At 74.0% G+C, this 19,384-nt stretch carries 23 protein-coding genes; 12 read left to right on the top strand and 11 right to left on the bottom strand.

The window, feature by feature from the left end; translation table 11 throughout:
* Positions 1–48 precede the first annotated feature (48 nt).
* Positions 49–369 carry a hypothetical protein gene (locus tag ACFYPD_RS06665; RefSeq protein ID WP_387109765.1) on the top strand — a complete coding sequence of 107 codons (321 nt, stop codon included), beginning with the start codon at positions 49–51 and terminating at the stop codon, positions 367–369.
* A 112-nt stretch (positions 370–481) separates the two neighbouring features.
* The gene (locus ACFYPD_RS06660) at positions 482–1,573 is read left to right on the top strand and encodes a hypothetical protein (protein ID WP_387109763.1); all 1,092 of its coding nucleotides are present in this window, start codon (positions 482–484) and stop codon (positions 1,571–1,573) included.
* A gap of 20 nt (positions 1,574–1,593) precedes the next feature.
* On the opposite strand, the gene ACFYPD_RS06655 is transcribed toward ACFYPD_RS06660, so the two are convergent.
* Both ACFYPD_RS06655 and ACFYPD_RS06650 read right to left on the bottom strand, forming a co-directional pair.
* On the bottom strand, positions 1,594–2,280 hold the full coding sequence (locus tag ACFYPD_RS06655; RefSeq protein WP_387109761.1) for a VOC family protein: 687 nt from the start codon (positions 2,278–2,280) through the stop codon (positions 1,594–1,596).
* A gap of 64 nt (positions 2,281–2,344) precedes the next feature.
* A complete protein-coding gene (locus tag ACFYPD_RS06650; protein ID WP_387109760.1) occupies positions 2,345–4,138 on the bottom strand; it encodes an ABC transporter ATP-binding protein in 1,794 nt (597 codons plus the stop codon).
* An 83-nt stretch (positions 4,139–4,221) separates the two neighbouring features.
* Between ACFYPD_RS06650 and ACFYPD_RS06645 the strand changes: the two genes are divergently transcribed.
* On the top strand, positions 4,222–4,641 hold the full coding sequence (locus ACFYPD_RS06645) for a MarR family winged helix-turn-helix transcriptional regulator (protein WP_387109758.1): 420 nt from the start codon (positions 4,222–4,224) through the stop codon (positions 4,639–4,641).
* An 18-nt stretch (positions 4,642–4,659) separates the two neighbouring features.
* On the opposite strand, the gene ACFYPD_RS06640 is transcribed toward ACFYPD_RS06645, so the two are convergent.
* From ACFYPD_RS06640 to ACFYPD_RS06600, 9 genes are all read right to left on the bottom strand, one after another.
* On the bottom strand, positions 4,660–5,286 hold the full coding sequence (locus ACFYPD_RS06640; RefSeq protein ID WP_387109756.1) for a TetR/AcrR family transcriptional regulator: 627 nt from the start codon (positions 5,284–5,286) through the stop codon (positions 4,660–4,662).
* Between the two features lie 138 nt (positions 5,287–5,424).
* On the bottom strand, positions 5,425–6,696 hold the full coding sequence (locus tag ACFYPD_RS06635) for an ABC transporter substrate-binding protein (protein WP_387109755.1): 1,272 nt from the start codon (positions 6,694–6,696) through the stop codon (positions 5,425–5,427).
* Positions 6,697–6,753: 57 nt separating this feature from the next.
* Entirely contained in the window at positions 6,754–7,890 is a 1,137-nt protein-coding gene (locus tag ACFYPD_RS06630) for a branched-chain amino acid ABC transporter permease (protein ID WP_387109753.1), read from the bottom strand.
* Positions 7,887–8,765 carry a branched-chain amino acid ABC transporter permease gene (locus ACFYPD_RS06625; protein WP_387109751.1) on the bottom strand — a complete coding sequence of 293 codons (879 nt, stop codon included), beginning with the start codon at positions 8,763–8,765 and terminating at the stop codon, positions 7,887–7,889. Before ACFYPD_RS06625 ends, ACFYPD_RS06630 begins: the two co-directional genes overlap by 4 nt.
* A gap of 28 nt (positions 8,766–8,793) precedes the next feature.
* Positions 8,794–9,510: an ABC transporter ATP-binding protein gene (locus tag ACFYPD_RS06620; RefSeq protein WP_387109749.1), complete on the bottom strand. Its 717-nt coding sequence runs from the start codon at positions 9,508–9,510 to the stop codon at positions 8,794–8,796.
* The gene (locus ACFYPD_RS06615) at positions 9,507–10,328 is read right to left on the bottom strand and encodes an ABC transporter ATP-binding protein (RefSeq protein WP_387109747.1); all 822 of its coding nucleotides are present in this window, start codon (positions 10,326–10,328) and stop codon (positions 9,507–9,509) included. The genes ACFYPD_RS06620 and ACFYPD_RS06615 overlap by 4 nt, the downstream gene beginning before the upstream one ends.
* A 190-nt stretch (positions 10,329–10,518) precedes the next feature.
* On the bottom strand, positions 10,519–11,355 hold the full coding sequence (locus tag ACFYPD_RS06610; protein WP_387109745.1) for an SMP-30/gluconolactonase/LRE family protein: 837 nt from the start codon (positions 11,353–11,355) through the stop codon (positions 10,519–10,521).
* The gene (locus tag ACFYPD_RS06605; protein ID WP_387109743.1) at positions 11,352–12,572 is read right to left on the bottom strand and encodes an RNA polymerase sigma factor; all 1,221 of its coding nucleotides are present in this window, start codon (positions 12,570–12,572) and stop codon (positions 11,352–11,354) included. The genes ACFYPD_RS06610 and ACFYPD_RS06605 overlap by 4 nt, the downstream gene beginning before the upstream one ends.
* Positions 12,569–12,919 (bottom strand): YciI family protein, encoded by a 351-nt coding sequence (locus ACFYPD_RS06600; protein ID WP_387109741.1) that lies wholly within the window; start codon positions 12,917–12,919, stop codon positions 12,569–12,571. The genes ACFYPD_RS06605 and ACFYPD_RS06600 overlap by 4 nt, the downstream gene beginning before the upstream one ends.
* A gap of 213 nt (positions 12,920–13,132) precedes the next feature.
* Here ACFYPD_RS06600 and ACFYPD_RS06595 point away from each other — a divergent pair, with 213 nt between their 5' ends.
* From ACFYPD_RS06595 to ACFYPD_RS06555, 9 genes are all read left to right on the top strand, one after another.
* Entirely contained in the window at positions 13,133–13,879 is a 747-nt protein-coding gene (locus tag ACFYPD_RS06595; protein WP_387109740.1) for a lysozyme, read from the top strand.
* A gap of 110 nt (positions 13,880–13,989) precedes the next feature.
* The gene (locus tag ACFYPD_RS06590) at positions 13,990–14,664 is read left to right on the top strand and encodes a peptidoglycan recognition family protein (RefSeq protein ID WP_387109738.1); all 675 of its coding nucleotides are present in this window, start codon (positions 13,990–13,992) and stop codon (positions 14,662–14,664) included.
* A 127-nt stretch (positions 14,665–14,791) separates the two neighbouring features.
* Positions 14,792–15,154 (top strand): ArsR/SmtB family transcription factor, encoded by a 363-nt coding sequence (locus ACFYPD_RS06585; protein ID WP_387109736.1) that lies wholly within the window; start codon positions 14,792–14,794, stop codon positions 15,152–15,154.
* Positions 15,151–15,792 carry an SRPBCC family protein gene (locus ACFYPD_RS06580; RefSeq protein ID WP_387109735.1) on the top strand — a complete coding sequence of 214 codons (642 nt, stop codon included), beginning with the start codon at positions 15,151–15,153 and terminating at the stop codon, positions 15,790–15,792. The genes ACFYPD_RS06585 and ACFYPD_RS06580 overlap by 4 nt, the downstream gene beginning before the upstream one ends.
* Positions 15,793–15,917: 125 nt before the next feature.
* Positions 15,918–16,490, top strand: a complete 573-nt coding sequence (locus ACFYPD_RS06575; protein WP_387109733.1) for an NADAR family protein — start codon at positions 15,918–15,920, stop codon at positions 16,488–16,490.
* Between the two features lie 901 nt (positions 16,491–17,391).
* Positions 17,392–17,973, top strand: a complete 582-nt coding sequence (locus ACFYPD_RS06570; protein ID WP_387109731.1) for a zinc ribbon domain-containing protein — start codon at positions 17,392–17,394, stop codon at positions 17,971–17,973.
* 32 nt (positions 17,974–18,005) lie between these two features.
* The gene (locus ACFYPD_RS06565; protein WP_387109730.1) at positions 18,006–18,533 is read left to right on the top strand and encodes a DUF2199 domain-containing protein; all 528 of its coding nucleotides are present in this window, start codon (positions 18,006–18,008) and stop codon (positions 18,531–18,533) included.
* 40 nt (positions 18,534–18,573) lie between these two features.
* Entirely contained in the window at positions 18,574–19,089 is a 516-nt protein-coding gene (locus ACFYPD_RS06560) for an NUDIX domain-containing protein (protein ID WP_387109728.1), read from the top strand.
* Positions 19,090–19,218: 129 nt separating this feature from the next.
* Positions 19,219–19,383, top strand: coding sequence for a hypothetical protein (locus ACFYPD_RS06555; protein ID WP_387109727.1), 165 nt, complete (start codon positions 19,219–19,221; stop codon positions 19,381–19,383).
* Position 19,384 lies beyond the last annotated feature (1 nt).

The raw sequence follows: 19,384 nt of genomic DNA, 5'->3' as shown, positions 1-19,384 counted from the left end.
CCGACACGCCCGAGAGTGCCGGCAGCCGGACCAAGGCCACTGGTAGCGGTGCGCCCCGAGCCCGGCGACCTGCTGCGGATCGACGGCCGCGCCTCGGTGCAGTTCGCGGGCGACCGCGCCCTGACCTTCCGTGTCGTCTCGGTCTGCCCCCGGCCGACGTACACCGGCTGGGTCTGGCTGACCGGCTACGTCCTCGACCGGCGCGGCCAGGCGGTCGACCGGCGCGAGGTCTTCGTCCAGCTCGCCGGCCTGCGCAGGGTCGATGCGCCTTCGCCCCCACGCGGCGGTCAAACCCGACGGAGCCCCGCCGCCCCTCGGCCCACCCCGCCGCCCGCGCGGCTGCCGTCCGCAGCCGTGCCGACTTGTTAGCGTGGGACGGCGGAAGCGCCGACGGGCGCCTCCGCACCCCTCACCCGACCGACACCGGCCGCGCTCCCGTACGGCCGGGCGACGCGCGGCTGCTCGACCGGAGAGGGGTGCGATGACCGGGACACCCGGCGACCACGACGGCGAGACGGACGACACCAGCCCAGCGGCCGACACCGGCGAAACCCCGGCGAGCGGCCAGGTGCCGGACCGCCCGGAGCCGGCGCGGGACCGGCGGGAGCGGTGGCTCGCCCGCGCACGGGCGTTCTGGGCGACCACGCGGCGCAGGGCGGAGCAGCTGTGGACCGTAGCCCGGCCCGTCCTGAATCAGCTTCGCTGGCCGGACCAGGCGGAGTCCTCGCCCGCGACACTCGTCGACCGCCGGGTCGCCCCGATCTTGCTGGTGCCGGCACAGGGGCAGGTGTACCACTTCGTCGTCCGCACCACCTTCACCTGGTCCTCCGGCAGCGCGCGGCCGGAACTCTTCGGCTGGTACGTCGACTACTTTCAGCCGCAGGCGATGCAACGGCTGGAGCGCATCGCGATCCGGTGCGCCGCGGAGATCCCGCCGGATCGCCCCCGCGAGCTGGCGATCGCGCTGGAGGGTGCGATGACCGGCAACGACGCCCTCCCCTGGGGATACGAGCGTGGCGACGTCACGTTCACCTGCGAGCCGGACGTCTCCGTCCATTTGGACGAGCCGGTCCGCAAACTGCTCCGGCCGTACTGGGACAAGCGCATCGCCCTGGAGTGGAAGCGCGACCTCGAGCGCCGGCGCGCGGAGTACGCCGAGGAAGAGCGGAAACGCCGGGCGGCGAAGACGCAGGACGACGGTGCCGTGCCGGAAGACGACGGTGCCGTGCCGGAAGACGACGGTGCCGTGCCGGAAGACGACGGTGCCGTGCCGGAAGACGACGGTGCCGTGCCGGAAGACGGCATGCCGGACGCGCTCCGGGAGGACCACCCGCCGCGCCAGCGGGAGGCCGGGGCGAAAGGCGAGCGGCGGGGTCCCCGGCCGGACTCCCCGGTCGAGCAGTTCACCCCGCTCGAACCCTTACTGCAGCCGCCCGCCCCGCATCCCGCTCCCGGGCAACGGCCGGCGTCGGCGCAGCGGGGCGACACCACGTCCAGCGCCGCGGACGCCGGCGAGCCGGCGGGCGGGAGCGGGCCGGCGCCGGGCGACCCGACCCCGGAGAAGGGCGCCTGACCCCTCGGGGGCGAGGCGGCTCAGCTCTGCGCGGTGGCGTCCGGCTGGGCGTGCCGCATGCCCAGGAACGCGGCCAGGCCCATCGCGTCCTCGCTGGCCAGGAACGCGCCCCGGGCGTTGAGCAGGGTCTCGTCGGCGTGGGCCAGGCAGCCCCAGACCGTGTCGCCCCACGAGTCGGCGAGCTTCACCTCGGCCGGCTCGGGGCAGGGCTCGCCGCGGGGGCCGCCGATCTGGCAGCGGGCGGGAGCGCCGCCGCGCCGGCCGACCGCCTCGGCGGCCTCGCGGATCAGGGAGAACCGGGCCTCGGCGCCGGTACGCGCGTCGCGCGCCTGCGCGGGCACGGCCCGGCGCTGCCCGTACAGCACGGTGTTGCCGTCGGGGTCGGTGGTGCGGCACTCGCCGCCGGGGGCGTGCGCGGGGTAGCCGACCCGCTCGACGGCGTACCCAGCGGCGGTGAGGCGGTCCGTCGTCGCGGCGAGATCGTCGACGTAGAGGTAGATGAGCAGCGGCAGCTCGACGGTGACCAGGCGCGGCGTCACCGCGGCCAGCAGCAGGCTCAGGTCGCCGCACTGGAGGTAGCACCAGCGCGAGTCGCCGTCGCCGCCGGTCCGCTGCACGGTGTAGCCGAACAGCTCGTAGAACCCTCGGGCGGCGTCGGCGTCCGCGACGTACAGCACCGGCACCTGGGCCTGCACTCCGTTCCGCATCGCGCCACTGTAGCGATCAGGGACGTGGAAATCACGTCTTGTAGATCAGGTTTCCGGGAGCGGGTCAGGCGGCCAGGGCGGCGTAGCGGCCGCGGCGGTCCAGCAGGATGTCGTGGGTGCCGGACTCGACGATCCGGCCGTGGTCGAGCACGGCGATCTGGTCGGCGTCGCGGACGGTGGAGAGGCGGTGCGCGATGGTGATCACGGTGCGTCCCCGGGCCAGCTCGTCGAAGGCCCGCTGCACCGCGCGCTCGGTCTCGGTGTCCAGCGCGCTGGTCGCCTCGTCCAGCACCAGGATCCGCGGGTCGCGCAGCAGTGTCCGGGCGATGGCCAGGCGCTGCTTCTCGCCGCCTGAGAACCGGTGGCCGCGGGAGCCGACCACGGTGTCGTACCCGTCGGGGAGCGCGGCGATCAGGTCGTGGATCTGCGCGGCGCGGGCTGCGGCCTCGAGGTCGGCGTCGGTGGCGTCGGGGCGGGCGTACCGGAGGTTGTCCCGCACGGTGGCGTGCAGCAGGTAGGTCTCCTGGCTGACCACGCCCACGACGGCGGCCAGGTCGGCCAGTCGCAGGTCGCGCAGGTCGACGCCGTCGACGGTGATCCGGCCGGCGTCGGGGTCGTGCAGCCGGCTGATGAGCGCGGCGAGGGTGCTCTTGCCGGATCCGGTCTCGCCCACGAGGGCCAGGCTGGTGCCGGCCGGGATGTCCAGGCTCACCCCGGCCACCGCGGCGGTGTCGCTGCCCGGGTAGCTGAAGGTGACGTCGGAGAAGCGCACGTGGCCGCGGACCCGGGCCGGGTCGAGGGCCACCGGCCGCACCGGGTCGGCCACCTCGACGGGCAGGTCCAGGTATTCGAAGATGCGGGCGAACAGCGCCATCGAGGCGGTCAGCGAGACGCCGACGTTGAGCAGGCCCATGAGCGGCCGGAACAGGTTGCCCTGAAGGGCGGTGAAGGCGACCAGGGTGCCGATGGTGAGCGTGCCGGCGGTGCCGGGCAGGCCGGCGCCGAGGTAGATGACGGCCGGGATGGCCGCGAAGATCACCGTCATCGAGGCCATCCGCCAGCGACCGGCCAGCTCCGAGCGGAGTTCCAGGTCGACCAGGCGGGCCGAGGAGACGGTGAACCGGTCGACGAGGGTCGCGCCGGCGCCGAGGGTCTTGGCCAGCTGCACGCCGCTGATCGACAGCCCTTCCTCGATGGTGACGTTGAGGTCGGCCAGCTCGCGCTGGCGGCGGGCGGTGATCTCCCGGCGCAGCCGGGCCACCCGCCGGGTCAGCCAGATGGCGGGCGGCAGCACGACCACCGAGACGAGGGTGAGCCGCCAGCTCAGTGCGACCATGGCGATCACGGTGGCGACCACGGTGGTGAGGTTGGCGGCGATCGAGGTGGCGGTGGAGGTGACCACGGCCTGCATGCCGCCGATGTCGTTGGTGATCCGCGACTGCACCTCGCCGCTGCGGGTGCGGACGAAGAAGCCGATCGACTGGCGCTGGAGGTGGGTGAAGACGTCGGTGCGCAGCCGGTGCATGACCTCCTGCCCCACCCGGGTGGAGATCCAGGTCTGCGCCACGCCGAGCACGGCGGTCACCGCGGCCACCCCGACCATGCCCGCGACCAGCCAGGCCAGCAGGGTCAGGTCGCGCTCCGGGAGGGCCCGGTCGATCACGGTACGCAGCAGGAACGGCGACGCCATCGCGATGACGGACGACGCCATGATGATCGCCACCACGGCGGCGAGCGGGCCGCGGTGGGCGGTGAAGAGGCCGCCGATCCGGCGCAGCGACACCTGGCGGGCCTGGGTCTTCTCGGCGGGGGTCACGGTGGTCCGGCCGCCGCCGCGGCCGTCACGGAATCCGTCCAAGGGGGTGCTCTCTTTCGTCGGGGGACATTGCTGAGGTTACCTCATCATGAGGTAACAACAGCATGTGCTGCTACCGTATTCCGGTGACCGGCAGCGACGAGGAGAGCCTGGCCGAGACGTTCTGGGCGGTGGCCCGGCGGCTGCGCCACCAGTCCAAGCGCACCCTCGAACCCTGGGAGATCAACCCGGGGCACGCCCGGGCGCTCGCCGTGCTCATGCGGCACGGCGCGGTCCGGCTCAGCGCGCTCGCCGAGCACCTGCGCATCGCGCCCCGCTCCGCCACCGAGGTGGTCGACGGCCTGGCGGAGCGCGGGCTGGTCGAGCGCCGGCCCGACCCGGTCGACCGGCGGGCCACGCTGGTCGCGCTCACCGCGGAGGGCAACCGGGTCGGGGAGGCCATCCGGGTGGCCCGGGCCGCCGAGGCGGAACGGTTCTTCGGCGCCCTCGACCCGGCCGACCAGGCCGAGCTGACCCGGATCCTGCGCCGACTGCGCGACGACTGAGGTGGGGAAACCCGCCGGTCAGCGCAGGCCGGCGGCGATGGCGTCGACCAGCAGCGCGCCGATGGTGCGGGCCAGCGTGGCCCGGGCCGCCGCCACGTCGAGGCCCATGGCGTCGCGCATCATCGCCCAGGCCGCCCAGGTGCAGGCCACGGTCAGCGCGTCCAGCAACTGCTCGCGCCCCTCCCCCGCGTGCGCCAACTCCGGCTCGAAGGCCAACTCGGTCTCGTGGCGGACCCGGGCGATGGCCGCCTCGCGGTTGCGCCGCAGCTGCGGCGAGAACGGCTCCCGCAGCGCCGAGGCGCGCGCCGAGGGCGCCAGCACCTCCAGCATCCGGGCGCGCTGGTCGCAGAACTCCGCGATCCGCCGGGTGAGCGGCAGCTCCGCCGGGATCGGCTGCCAGAGCGCGTCCAGTCGCTCGTTGACCCGCTGCCCGGTCGCGGCGAACAGGGTCTCCATGTCCTTGAAGTTGGTCCACAGGGTGCGCAGGGACACCCCGGCGCGCTCGGCGATCCGCTCCCCGGTGGGCCGCAGGTCGCCCTCGTCGATGAGCGCCAGGTGCGCCTCGACGATGGCGGCCCGGGTCCGCTCGGCCCGCGCCGACCGGCCGTCCACCCGCGCCGGCGCGTCGGCGTCCACCTCGATCATGCGTCCGCCCCCTGTGCGTAGCTCCTGGCCGGCGTCACCCGCCCGCCCCGGTGGCGTCGCGCCGGAAGGCGCCACTCTACGTGCGCGTTGCCGGGCGGCCGTCACCGCGGTGACGGCCGCCCGGGCCCGCGGCGGTGGTCAGGTCGTCGGGATGGCGTCCGCCGGCGGGGCGGTCGGCGGCTCGGTGAACTCGGTGACCGCGCCGTCCCCGTCGTCCGTGGTGTACGTCGGGCCGAAGTACGCCTGGGCGCCGTTCTGGACCTTGTTCAGCCGCACCCCGCTGTAGCCGGCGTGCACGTCGCCGCTGTAGCGGAACGGGGTGAGCCCCGGCCCGCGGAAGCCGCCCTTCTGCACCGCCTCGACCAGCTTCTCCCGGGTCGGGTCCTTGCCGGCGGCGAGCAGCGCCTGCACGAAGGTGTACGCCATCGAGTAGCCGTAGATCGCGTTGCCGTCGATCGGGTTGGCCGCGTTGTACTTCTGGTGGATCTTGGTGAACTCCTGGATCCACGGGTTGGCCGTGTCACCCACCATCGGCAGGTAGTTGTCGGCGACCATGCCCTCGAGGATCACCTTCTTGTCGCCGAGCTGGTTGGAGAGCGTGGTGTAGTCGGCGCCCACGTTGGACACCACCCATTGCGCCCGGAACCCCTGCCCGGCGGCCTGCCCCATGGCCAGCGCCGTGAAGCCCGGGATGCTCGCCGAGATCACCACCTGGCAGCCGGCCGCCTTGAGCGCCCCGATGGCGGGCCCGACCTGCTGGTTGGTCGTGGTGTACGTCTGCTTCGCCGCCACCGGGCCGAGGACCTTCTCGACCCCGGCCAGGGAGTCCCGCCCGAAGTCGTCGTTCTGCCCGAAGTGGCAGACCTTGGCGCCGGGGAACTGCTGCTTGACCCAGGTGGCCAGGATCTTGCCCTCGACCGTGTAGTCGGGCTGCCAGCCGAACGTGGTGGGGTACTTGTCGGGCTGGTTCCAGTTCCGGCTGCCGGAGGAGACGAAGAGGTCGGGCACCTTCTGTGTCTTGACGAACTCCAGCACGTTGGTGTGGGTCGGGGTGCCCAGCCCGCCGAGGAGCGCGAAGACCTTGTCGTCGAGCACCAGCTTGCGGACCACGTTCTCGGTGTTGGCGGGGTTGTAGCCGTCGTCCATGACCTTGTAGACGATCTTCCGGCCGTTCACCCCGCCCTTGCTGTTGATGTGCTCGAAGTACGCCTTGGTGGCGGCGGAGATCTTCGAGTAGCCGGGCGCGGCGGGGCCGGTGAGCGGCTGGTGGGTGCCGATGACGACCTCGGTGTCGGTGACGCCGGGGACGTTCTCGGCGGCCTGCTTCTCGTCGTCGGCGCAGGCCGGCACGGCGGCCAGCAGGGCGAGGCCGGTGGCGGCCGCGAGTATGCGGCGGGTGGTGGGACGCATGGTTCTCCATTCCGGTGCGGCGGTGCGAACGGGTGGGTGGAACCGGGGTGGCTCGGCTCAGCGGTCCGGCGCGCGGCGGGCGCGCAGCCGGGCGGCGAGGGTACGGACGGCGCCGTGCAGGCCGCCCGGGGCGGCGAGCATGACGACGATGAGGATCAGGCCGAACACGGCCAGCGCGAGGTTGCCCTCCAGCCGCTGGGCCAGGCCGCCCGACAGGCTGAACGTCTCGGTGAGCAGGCTCGGCAGGTCCTGGAGCGCGACCAGCAGCACCGCGCCCCAGATCGCGCCGGCGAGGCTGCCCAGCCCACCGATCACGATCGCCATGAGCAGGAACAGCGACAGCTCCAGGGGGAACTTGCCCGGCGCGACGGTGGCGGTGAGCACCGCGTAGACGCCGCCGCCGAGGCCGGCGCAGCCGGCGCTGACCACGAAGGCGAGCACCTGGGTGCGGGCGACGTGGATGCCGGCGAGCCGGGCGGCCACCTCGTCGTCCCGCACGGCGCGCAGCGACCGGCCGAACCGGCTGCGCACCAGGTTGGCCAGGAGCAGCACGGTCAGCAGCGCGGCGAGCAGCGCGATCCAGGCCAGCCACCGTTCCGGCTGGAAGTAGGACCCCAGGAACGCCGGCGGGGTCTCCGCCGGGAAGCGCAGCCCCTGCTCACCGTTGAACACTCCGGTGAAGATGGTGCTGACGGCCGGCACCAGCGTCGCCACGGCGAGGGTCACGCCGGCCAGGTACGGCCCGCGCAGCCGGGCCGCCGCCAGCCCGATGACCAGCCCGGCCAGCGCCGTCGCCGCGACGGCGGCCACCAGCGACAGCGGCAGGATCCACCGCCCCTGCACCCCCCGCTCGTCGAACCCCCGCTGCACCAGCGCCACGGTGTAGGCGCCGGTCGCCATCAGCGCCCCGTGCCCGAGGGAGAGCTGGCCGTTGAGCCCGACCAGCACGGTGTAGCCAGCGGTGACGCAGAGGAACGCGCAGACCCGGGCCACCTGGAGGTTCTGGTACGGCGCGAGCTGGTTGGTGAGCAGCACGACCAGGGCGCCGGCGAGCACCACCCCGGCCAGGTGACGCAGCAGGGTCGACCCGCGCGGGCCGGTGGTGGCCGGGGCACCGGGCAGCAGCCGGCGCAGCGGGGACGGCCCGGCGGGCCGGTCCACCCCGGACCGGGCGGAGGGGCGGGTGGCGGTCACACGTGCCTCGCTCTCGCGCTGGAGAAGAGCCCGCCGGGGCGGACCAGGAGGACGGCCAGCAGCAGCACCAGGACGGCCAGCGGGGTGGTGTCGGGGCCCAGGTAGCCGGTGACGTACGAGAGGATCAGGCCGACCAGCAGGCCGCCGACCACCGCACCGGCCGGGCTGTCCAGGCCACCGACCACGGCGGCGGTGAACGCGACGACGAAGACCAGGTCCATGGCGTGCGGGTGCAGCCCCAGCCCGGTGGGGACGACCAGCATCCCGGCGAGGGCGCCGACCGCGGCGGCCAGCGCCCAGCCGAGGGTGAGCATCCGGCCGACGTCGACGCCGAGCAGCCGGGACACCTCGGGGGCGAACGCGGCGGCCCGCATCCGCAGGCCGATCGGCGTGCGGGTGAACAGCAGCGCCAGCAGCACCACGACCACCAGCACCGCGCCCAGCACCCACAGGTCGTACGGGGACAGCGCGGCGACCCCGCCGACGGTGAGCGCGTCGGTGTCGAACGGGGCGGGGGCCGGCCGGTAGCCGTTGCCGAAGACCATGCCGAGCACCGCCTGGATGAGCAGCACCAGGCCGAGCGCGACGATCACCTCGTTGAGCGGGTTGGCGTGCCCGACGAAGCGCATGAGCACCCGTTCGACCAGCGCGCCCAGCAACAGGCCGGCGAGCACCGCGGCGCCCAGGCCCAGCCAGTAGGAGCCGGTCGCGGACGCCACCGCGTAGCCGACGTACGCGGTGGCCACGGCCATCGCGCCCTGCGCGAAGTTGACCAGCCGGGCGGCCCGCCAGATGAGCACCAGGGCCAAGGCGAACGCGGCGTAGACCGCGCCGGTGGAGAGCCCCCCGAAGGTGAGGAACAAGAACCGGTCCAATCGCGGATCCTTCCTGCTCGCCGGGCCGTCAGAACCCGAGGTACGCGTGCCGGAGCTGGTCGTCGTCGCGCAGCCGGCCCGCCGGCGCGGCCGTCACCACCCGGCCGAGCGACATCACCACGCCCTGGTCGGCGACCGAGAGGGCGCTGCGCACGTTCTGCTCGACCAGCAGGACGGTCAGCCCCCGCTCGTCGCAGAGCCGGCGCAGCAGCGCCATGATCTGCGCGGTCACCTTGGGGGCCAGGCCGAGCGACGGCTCGTCGAGCAGCAGCAGCCGGGGGCGGGCGATCAGCGCCCGGCCGAGGGCGAGCATCTGCCGTTCCCCGCCGGAGAGCTGGTGCCCGGCGTGCCGGCGCCGGCGGGCCAGGGCCGGGAACAGCTCATACACCTCGTCCTGGGCCCGGCGGGCGTCCGCCCGGTCGGTGCGCCAGAGGCCGCCGAGGCGCAGGTTCTCCTCCACGGTCAGCTCGGCCACCACGCCCCGCCCCTCGGGAACGTGCGCCAGGCCGCGCCGGACCAGCCGTTCGACGCGGACGCCGCGCAGGTCGGCGCCGTCGAAGCGGACCCGGCCGCCGGTGGGCCGGAGCAGACCCGACAGGGTACGCAGCAGGGTCGTCTTGCCGGCCCCGTTGGCGCCGAGCACGGCGGCGATGGTCCCGGCGGGCACCTCGAAAGTCACGTCCCGCAGCACCGGCACCGGCCCGTAGCCGGCGCTGACCGCCTCCACCTCCAGCACCGCGGTCACGACCCGGCCCCCGCGGCCTCGGCCGGCACGTCGGCGCCGAGGTAGGCCTCGGTGACAAGCGGGTCGTCGCGGACCTCGTCGGGGGTGCCGGCGGCGATGACCCGGCCGAAGTCGAGCACCACCAGCTCCTGGCAGACGGCCATGACCAGGTCCATGTGGTGCTCGACGAGCATGACGGAACAGGCGCCGCCGGCCCGTTCGGGCAGGGTGCGGACCAGCTCGGCCAGCTCGTCGACGTCGTCGGCGCCCAGCCCGCCGGCCGGCTCGTCGAGCAGGAGCAGGCGGGGCCGGGCGATCAGGGCGCGGGCCAGGGCGACCCGCTTGCGCACCGCGTACGGCAGGGTGGCCGGGGCCGCGCCGGCGTGCGCGGCGACGCCCAGCTCGGCGAGCAGTTCGAGGGCCTCCCGGCGCAGCCGCCGCTCGTCGCGGTCGCTGCGGGGCAGGCCGAACAGGGCGGTGGCGAAGCCCGCGCGGGCCGCGTGGCTGGCGCCGGCCACCACGTTCTCCAGCACGGTGAGCCCGGGGAACAGGCCGACGCCCTGGAGCGTGCGGGCGATGCCGAGCCGGGTCAGCCGGTGCGGGCGGGGCCGGAACGGGCGACCGTCCAGGGTGAGCGATCCGCTGGTCGGCGGGACGAAGCCGCAGACCACGTTGAACAGGGTGGTCTTCCCGGCGCCGTTGGGGCCGATCACGCCGACGATCCGGCCGGGCGGGACCCGCAGCGAGACGTCGTCGAGGGCGACGAGCCCGCCGAACCGGACGCCGACACCGTGCAGCGCCAGGTCGATTCCGTCCGCGGGAGTGGGGGGTGGGGGCATCTTCACCTCGGGAGAGGACGCGGCGTCGGGGGTGCGCGGTGCGGCTCGGGCGAAGCGGGAAACTTATTACACCGGGAGTGTACTTTTCGGCGAGGGTTCGTCAATGCCTCCCGAGGGCCGCGGCGATATCGACGCGATCACGATTCCGGCCCGTGCCGAAGGTGCACCCGCCGTGCGGGTGCGCCGTGGGTCAACCGGCGGCCGGGGCGGGCGCCCGCAGGGTCCGGACCTGGCCGGTCCGGGGCCCGCCGGAGAGCGCCGCGGGGCTCCACTGTGTGGTGACGAGGTGGAGGGTGCGCCCGTCCGGGCCGCCGAGCGCGCAGGCGAAGCAGCCCCGGTCCAGGTCGATCCGGTCGAGCACCCGGCCGCCCTCGGCGACCCGCACGGCACACCGGTTCGGCACGTCGCCGTACCAGACGGCACCGGCGGCGTCGAGGCAGATGCCGTCCGGCGCGGAGTCCGGCACCGCCGCCCAGACCCGCCGGGCCCCGAGCGTCCCGTCGGCCGCCACGTCGTACGCGCTGAGCCGGCCGGCGTACGACTCGGCGACGATCAGGGTGCGCCCGTCCGGGGTGAGCACCATGCCGTTGGGGAAGGCCAGGTCGTCGGCGACCAGCCGGGTGACGCCGTCCGGCGCGACCAGGGCCACCGCCCCCGGCCGGTAGTCCCCGGCGGGGAAGTCGAAGCCGATGGTGTTCACGTAGGCGTTGCCCCGGGCATCGGTGACCACCTCGTTCCACGGGTGCGGGACGAGCGCGGCCAGGTCGGCGTGGGTCCGCAGCGCGCCGTCGGGCTCCCGGCGCAGCAGCCGCCCGGCGCCGCCGGCGACCACCAGCAGCCGGCCGTCCGGAAGCCAGTCGAAACAGATCGGCAGCCCGTCGACCCGGGCGACCACCTCCGTCCGGCCCGCCGCGTCGACGGCGAGCACCTCCCCGGCGCCCCAGTCGGCCAACCAGAGCCGCCCGTCGTGCCAGCGGGGCGACTCGCCGAAGGCGAGCCCGTCGACAAGGATCTCCGGTGCGCTCACGGGTGGCTCCTCAGCAGGTCTCGGGAGCGGCGGAGGAACTCCCGCTCGGGGGCGTTGTCGGTGCCCGCGATCGCCGCGTCGTACGCGGCCGCCGCCTCGGCGCGCCGGTCGAGGCGGCGCAGCAGGTCGGCCCGGACCGCGTGCAGCACGTGGTAGCCGGCCAGGTCCAGCCGGTCGACCTCGGCCAGCGCGGTGGCCGGGCCGGCCACCTCGGCCAGCGCGACGGCCCGGTGCAGCGCCACCACCGGCCCGGGGGCGTGCGCCATCAGCTGGTCGTAGAGGGCGAGGACCTGCCGCCAGTCGGTGTCCGCGGCGGTCGGCGCGTCGCTGTGCACCGCGTTGATCGCGGCCTGGATCTGGTACGGGCCGGGGCGGTCCCGCCGCAGGCAGCGCCGCACGAGGGCCTGCCCCTCGGCGATCAGCGCCCGGTCCCACCGGCCCCGGTCCTGCGCGCCCAGCGGCACCAGCGCGCCGTCCGGCCCGGTCCGCGCGGCCCGCCGGGCATCGGTGAGCAGCATGAGCGCGAGCAGGCCGAGCACCTCCGGCTCGTCCGGCATCAGCTCGCCGAGCAGCCGGCCCAGCCGGATCGCCTCGACCCACAGCTCGTCGCGGACCAGCCGCTCCCCCGCGCTGGCGGTGTGCCCCTCCGTGAAGATCAGGTAGACCACGGCCAGCACCGCGCGCAGCCGGTCGGGCAGGTCGGCGTCCCGGGGCACCCGGTACGGGATGCCGGCGTCCCGGATCTTCGCCTTGGCCCGGACCAGGCGCTGCGCCATGGTGGGCTCCGGCACCAGGAACGCCCTCGCGATCTCGGCGGTGCTCAGCCCGCCGAGCAGGCGCAGGGTCAGCGCCACCCGGGCCGCCGGGCCGAGCGCCGGGTGGCAGCAGGTGAAGATCAGTCGGAGCCGGTCGTCGCGCACGGGACCCTCCTCGGCGGACGGCTCGGGGGCGTACAGGAGGGTCGCCTGGGCGTGCCGGTCGGCGCGGGACGCCTCGCGGCGCCGCCGGTCGATCGCCCGGTTCCGGGCGGTGGTGATGATCCAGCCGGCCGGGCTCGGCGGTGGGCCATCGACGGCCCACCGGTCGACCGCGGTGGCGAACGCCTCCTGGACCGCCTCCTCGGCGAGGTCGATGTCGCCGAGGAGGCGGACCAGGACGGCCACCGCGCGGCCGTACTCCGCGCGGAAGACCCGTTCGACGTCGGTGGGACCGATCATCCCTCGCCCTGGAACGGGCGCACCTCGATCGGCAGGGTGGTGGCCAGGGCGTACCGGCGACCCCAGTCGAGGGCGGCGTCGAGGTCGGGCGCGGTGATGATGGTGAAGCCGCCCACGTATTCCTTGCCCTCGGCGTACGGGCCGTCGGTGACGAGCACCTCGTCGCCCTTCGGGCGCAGCACGGTGGCGGTCTCCGGGGCGTGCAGGCCGTTGCCGAACACCCAGCAGCCGGCCTCCCTCAGCTCCCGGCCGATGGCGTCGACCTCACGCATCACCCCGGCCAGGAACTCCGGGTCCGGCCGGCCGACGCCGGCCGGCTGGTACATGCTGATCAGGTACTGCTTCACGCGCTTCTCCTCACCCGCCCGGGCGGCCCGGTGCCGCCCCTTCAGCCTCCACACGAACGGCGGGCGCCGGTATCGACACACCGGCCGGAGAAAATCCCCGCACCTCCACGAGACAAAGAAAATCTTCCATACGTCTATTGAAAAGTTTCTCCACCCTGTGACCTAATGTTGACAGTTCCTTTCGTCACGCTCCCCCACCCCCAGGGAGGAAAGATGAACCGTCCCCTTCGATCGGCGCTGCGTACGGCCGCCACGGCCCTGCTCGCCACCGTCACTCTGGCCGCCTCGGCCGTCGTCGGCGCGACTCCCGCCAGCGCCGCACCGGCCGGCCTGCCCGGCATGGACGTCTCCAGCCACCAGGGCAACGTGAACTGGTCCGGCGCCTGGAACAACGGCGCCCGGTTCGCGTACGTCAAGGCGACCGAGGGCACGTCCTACACCAACCCGTACTTCGCCCAGCAGTACAACGGGTCCTACAACGTCGGGATGATCCGCGGGTCGTACCACTTCGCCCTGCCCGGCAACTCCAGCGGCGCCACCCAGGCCAACTACTTCGTCGACCACGGCGGCGGCTGGTCCAAGGACGGCAAGACGCTGCCCGGCGCGCTCGACATCGAGTACAACCCGTACGGCGCCACCTGCTACGGGCTGAGCCAGGCCTCGATGCGCAGCTGGATCGCCTCGTTCGTCAACCAGTACTACGCGCGCACCGGCCGGTGGGCCACCATCTACACCACCACCGACTGGTGGAGCACCTGCACCGGCAACACCTCGCAGTTCGCCGCGAACAACCCGCTGTGGATCGCGCGCTACTCCAGCAGCGTCGGCACCCTGCCGGCCGGCTGGGGGACGTACTCCTTCTGGCAGTGGTCCTCCTCGGGCGTCTTCCCGGGTGACCAGAACGTCTGGAACGGCACCCTGGACCGGCTCAAGGTGCTGGCCTGCAACGGACCCTGCTGATCCGCTCCGGTGGCGGGCGGTCCGTCCGGCCCGGCGTGTCTGACGCCACGCCGCGACTCGGAGCAGCCGTCCGCCACCGGCGGCGTCCGTCCCCCGACGAGGAGGCCCCGATGTCCGTCCCCGTTCCCCGGCGGGCCGTGCTGCGCGGCGCGGTCCTGCTCGGCGCCGCCGCCGGCGCCACCGCGCTGACCCAGTTCGGCGCCGGCCACGACGCCCGGGCCGTCGCCGCCCGGATCGACCAGCCGACCATCGCCAACTGCGCGACCTGGGGCGCCCGCCCGCCGTCCTCCGCGGTGAGCGTGGTGCAGAACCGGCCCAACAAGATCATCATCCATCACACCGCGTTCCCGAACACCACCGACTACAGCCTCGCCCAGGCCTACCGGAACTCGCGCGACATCCAGAACCTGCACATGGACAGCAACGGCTGGCTCGACTCCGGGCAGCACTTCACCAACAGCCGCGGCGGCTACCTCACCGAGGGCCGGCACGGCAGCCTGTACGGGCTGCTGCACGGGCAGACCATGGTGCAGGGCGCGCACTGCGTCGGGCAGAACAGCCAGGCCATCGGCATCGAGAACGACGGCATCTATCTCGACGTGCAGCCCCCGCAGGCGCTCTGGAACAGCCTGGTGTTGTTCTGCGCCTTCACCTGCCAGCAGTACGGCATCCCGCCGACCGAGATCTACGGGCACAAGGACTTCAACAGCACCCAGTGCCCCGGCCTACTGCATGACCGGCTCCCGGAGCTGCGCAGCACCGTCGCCGCCCGCCTCGGCGGCTAACGGAGGGGCGGCGCAGGCAGCCCACTACGCGGACCGTGGCGAGTTTCCGTCCCGCTCGACGGGAACTCGCCACGATCTCGTCGTTTCAGCGCTCGCTTATATAAGCCAGATATGATAGAAAGAGGTCGTGCACGCCTTCGACGTCCTCGGGGACCCGGTCCGTCGCCGGATCCTGGAGCTGCTCGCCGAGGGTGAGCAGCCGGCCGGCACGCTCGGCGCGACCGTCCAGCGGGAGTTCGGCATCAGCCAGCCCGCCGTGTCGCAGCACCTCAAGGTGCTGCGGGAGCACGGCTTCGCCACCGTGCGCGCCCAGGGCACCCGCCGCCTCTACGCGGTCGACCCGGGCCCGTTGCGCGAGATGGACGAGTGGCTGGCCGGCTTCCGCCGGTTCTGGACGCCGCCGCTGGCGGCGCTCGCCACCGAACTGGCCCGGGGCCGGCGCGAACGGCGGCTGCGCGCAAGCGACTCCGACGAGAGGACCACATCATGATCGACGTAATCGGGCAGATCAGCGACGTGGAGCGCCGGCTGGGCAGCCGTACGCTCCCCGCCGGCGAGGCGCGGGTGATGACCATCAGCCAGACGTACGACGCGCCGGTGGAGGACGTCTGGGACGCCTGCACCAGCGCCGAGCGGATCCCCCGCTGGTTCCTGCCGATCTCCGGCGAGCTGAAGCTCGGCGGGCGCTACCAGCTGGAGGGTAACGCCGGGGGCACGGTGGAGCGCTGCGACCCGCCGCACAGCTTCGCCGCGACCTGGGAGTTCGCCGGGGAGGTGAGCTGGATCGAGGTGCGGCTCACCGGGGCCGGCGCCGGACGTACCCGGTTCGAGCTGGAGCACATCGCGCACGTCGACGACCAGCGGTGGGCCGAGTACGGCCCGGGCGCGGTCGGCGTCGGCTGGGACGGGGCGCTGCTCGGGCTGGCCTCCCACCTCGCGGCCGACGGCAGCGGGATCAGCCCGGACCAGGCCATCGCCTGGATGGGCTCCGACGAGGGCCGCCGCTTCATGACCGAGGCCAGCGCCCGCTGGACCGAGGCGAGCATCGCCGCCGGCACCCCCGCGGACGAGGCCCGCGCCGCCGGCAAGCGGGTCACCGCCGCCTACACCGGCACCCCCACCGCCTGACTCCCGCGCCGTCGTGCCCGTGCCGACGGAGGCGGCACGGGCACGATCGCGGGTCAGCGGCCGCGCAGACGCGCCCGGGAGAATGCGGACGCGGAGTGTCGGTGCCCTCGGGCAGACTGTCGATCGTGCCGATCCGATCCGTCGCCGAGCTGACCGCCGTCGTCCACTCCGGCGCGCCGATCAAATACCTGCACTTCTGGGGGCATCGCCCGCAGCGCGACGGCAGTGTCGGCGCCGGTTGCCTGAGCCAGTGGTGGCCCGCGCCGTTCGCCGTAGACGGCCGGACCTACGCCACCGCCGAGCACTGGATGATGTGGCACAAGGCCGCCCTGTTCGGTGACGACGGAATGGCCGAGCGGGTGCTGACCGCCGCGCACCCGCAGCGGGCCAAGGCGCTCGGCCGGCAGGTCCGCGGCTTCGACGAGGCGATCTGGGCGGCCCGTCGCTACGACGTCGTGGTGGCCGGCAGTGTGGCCAAGTTCGGCCAGCACGCGCAGCTGGGCCGATTCCTGCTCGGCACGGGCGAGCGGGTGCTGGTCGAGGCGAGCCCCGTGGACCGGGTCTGGGGCATCGGGCTGGCGGCCGACGACCCGCGCGCCGCGGACCCGGCGCGGTGGCGGGGCGACAACCTGCTCGGCTTCGCCCTGATGGACGCCCGCACCGCCCTGCGCGCGGCCGCCGACGGCGTGCTCGGCTAGTGCCGTGACCAGAAACGTTCGCCGGGTTGGTTGCCGGGGAGTTTGTCGTACTGGTGGTGTTGGGTGGGGTTGTGCCTCGTCGTCGGGATCCTGCCGCGCCGCGGGTGGTGCATCGCACCGCGCGGGTGGCGTTGCGGGTGACGTCAGGGCAGCGGCGGCGGTGTTTCGGGCTGCTGCGCTCGGCCGGTGACGTGTGGGCGTGTGTCCTGGAGGTCAACGGGTGGCGGCGCCATCGCCATGATGCGCCATTGACCAGCTACCAGGAGTTGTGTCGGGAGCTGTCGGCGTCGGGGCCGGGCACGTTCGGGGAGTTGGATTCGACGGGTGCCCGGTCGGTGTTGCGCCGATTCTCCGACGCGTGGTTCGCGGCGGCGAAACGCCGCAAGGACGGTGACGTGTCGGCGCGTTTCCCGCGGCGTCGCCGCGGGTTGATGCCGGTGCGCTGGTATCACGGCACGTTCACCTTCGACGGGCATCGGGTTCGGGTCCCCTGCGCCAAGGGTGCTGCGCCGTTGTGGGTGCGGTTGGCGCGGGAGTTGCCGTATCCGGTGGAGCAGGTCCGCTCTGTCACGCTGTTGTGTGAGGGCGGCCAGCTGTTCCTCGATATCACTGCTGAAGTGCCGGTGGCGACGTACCCGCCCGGTGAGGGACCGGACCCGGCCAGGGTGGCCGGGGTGGACCTGGGGATCATCCACCCGTACGCGGTGGCCGGCCCTGACGGTGCGGGGCTGTTGGTGTCGGGGCGGGCGATCCGCGCCGAGCACCGCATGCATCTGGCGGATACGAAGGCCCGCCGCCGTGCGGTCGCCCGGCGGGCGCCGACGCCCGGTCAGAAGGGTCACGGCGGTGGCGTCAGTACCGCCGTCGGGCGCGGCTGGTGGAGGGCCGGCATCGGCGTCGGGTGCGGCAGGCCCAACACGAGGCCGCCCGCACGGTTGTGTCCTGGGCGGTACGCCAGCGGGTCGGTGTGCTGCACGTCGGTGACCCGCGCGGCGTGCTCGACCTGGACGCGGGGCGGCGGCACAACCTGCGGCTGCGGCAATGGCATATCGGCCGGCTCCTGCAGGTCCTCACCGACAAGGCCGTCCTGGCCGGCATCACCGTCCACCTCGTCGACGAGCGCGGCACCTCCTCGACCTGCCCGGCCTGCCGGCGGCGGGTACCGAAACCCCGCGGCCGAGCCCTGTCCTGCCCGCACTGCACGTTTACCGGGCACCGTGACCTCGTCGCGGCCGCCACCATCGCCACCCGCATCTCGGGTGGCGGACCCACCACCCCCATACCACCGGTCGTGGTGCCCGGGGTGGTCACGCACCGTCGAGCCGGACGACACCTTCCCGGTGCCGGCCGATCCCGACGTGACCCCCGCCGCCCCCGGGCGGCGCGAGGATCAGTTGGCCCGCGGAGGCCCGCCCCACCACCCGGTGAGGAGTCGCTCGCCCAAAAGGCGAGGATCCACAACCAACACCGGGACACCCGGTGAACGTTGGTGGACACCGCACTAGGGTCACGCGGGTGCACGACTTCCCCGGCTACATCTGCGGCACCTGCGGCGCGCGTCACGAGGACGCACCCCTGTCCTACCGCACCCACGCACCGGTCTACTGGTCCGACGCGGTGGCGGCGGCGGACGGCAGCGAGCTGACCCCGGACCTCTGCGTCATCAACGGCGAGCACTTCTTCGTCCAGGGCACCATCGACATCCCGCTGCTTGACGCGGAGGGGGCCTTCTCCTGGGGCGTCTGGGTGTCGCTCAGCGCGGCGAGCTTCGGCCGCACCGTCGAGCTGTGGGAGAGTCCCGACCGGGAGTCGGAGCCGCCCTACTTCGGCTGGCTGTCGACCGAGCTCCCGATCTACGGCCGGAGCACCCTCGAACTCAAGACGCACGTGCACACCCAGCCGGTCGGCCGGAAGCCGCTGGTGGAGGTGGAGCCGACCGACCACCCGCTGGCGGTGGCGCAGCGCACCGGGATGACGATGGCGGAGGTCCGCCACATCGCGGAACGGCTGCGGCACCCGGAGACACCCCGCGCGGACCGGTGACGGGCGCGCCCGGGCGGCCGGGCGGGTAACGTGCAGCGGCGTGAGCGCCGCACCGTACACACACTGCTCGTTCTGCGGCGCGGCCTACCCGGCCGAGGCCGGGTGGCCGCGCGTCTGCCTGGCCTGCGGGGAGACGGTGTGGCGCAACCCGCTGCCCGTGGCGGTGGCCGTGCTGCCGGTCCGCACCCCGGACGGCCTCGGTGTGGTGGTGGTCCGCCGGGACATCGAGCCGGCCCGCGGCCAGCTCGCCCTCCCGGGCGGCTTCATCGAGTACGGCGAGGAGTGGTCCGACGCGCTGGTCCGCGAGCTGCGGGAGGAGACCGGCCTGCTCGCCGAGGCCGAGGAGGCGCGGCTGTTCGCCGTGCACGGGGCGCCGGCCGGCGGCACCATGATGGTCTTCGGCGTGCTGCCCGAGCGACCGGTCGGTGACCTGCCCCCGTCGGCGCCGACCGAGGAGGCCACCGAGTGGCTGGTCCTCACCGAGCCGGTCGAGCTGGCGTTCTCCACGCACACCCGGGTGCTGGCCGATTTCCTCGCCGGCCAGCACGCCGGCTGACCCCGGCGAGCACGCCGGCTGACCCCGGCGAGCACGCCGGCTGAGGCGGCGGCCCCGCTCAGCCCCGGGCCGCGGCCGGCACCGGCTGCCCGGCGAGCACGGTTCGTCGCGCTGCCGGTCATCCATGACGTGGAGGCGGCGCTGCTGCTCGCCGACCGCGTCCTGCTCCTCGACGGGGGCGTCATCGCCGAGGAGGTCCCCGTCGACCTCGGCCCCGCGCCCCGCCCCGACGACCCCGCCCTCGGCGCGCTGCGGCGGCGGCTGCTCGACCGCCTCGGCGTGCCCGCCGCCTGAC

The sequence above is a fragment of the Micromonospora sp. NPDC005299 genome (genome assembly GCF_042872345.1).
In the GTDB taxonomy this organism is placed as follows: Bacteria; Actinomycetota; Actinomycetes; order Mycobacteriales; family Micromonosporaceae; genus Micromonospora.
The sequence above is the reverse complement of the archived record's forward strand: the minus strand, read 5'-3'. Positions and strand labels throughout refer to the sequence as shown.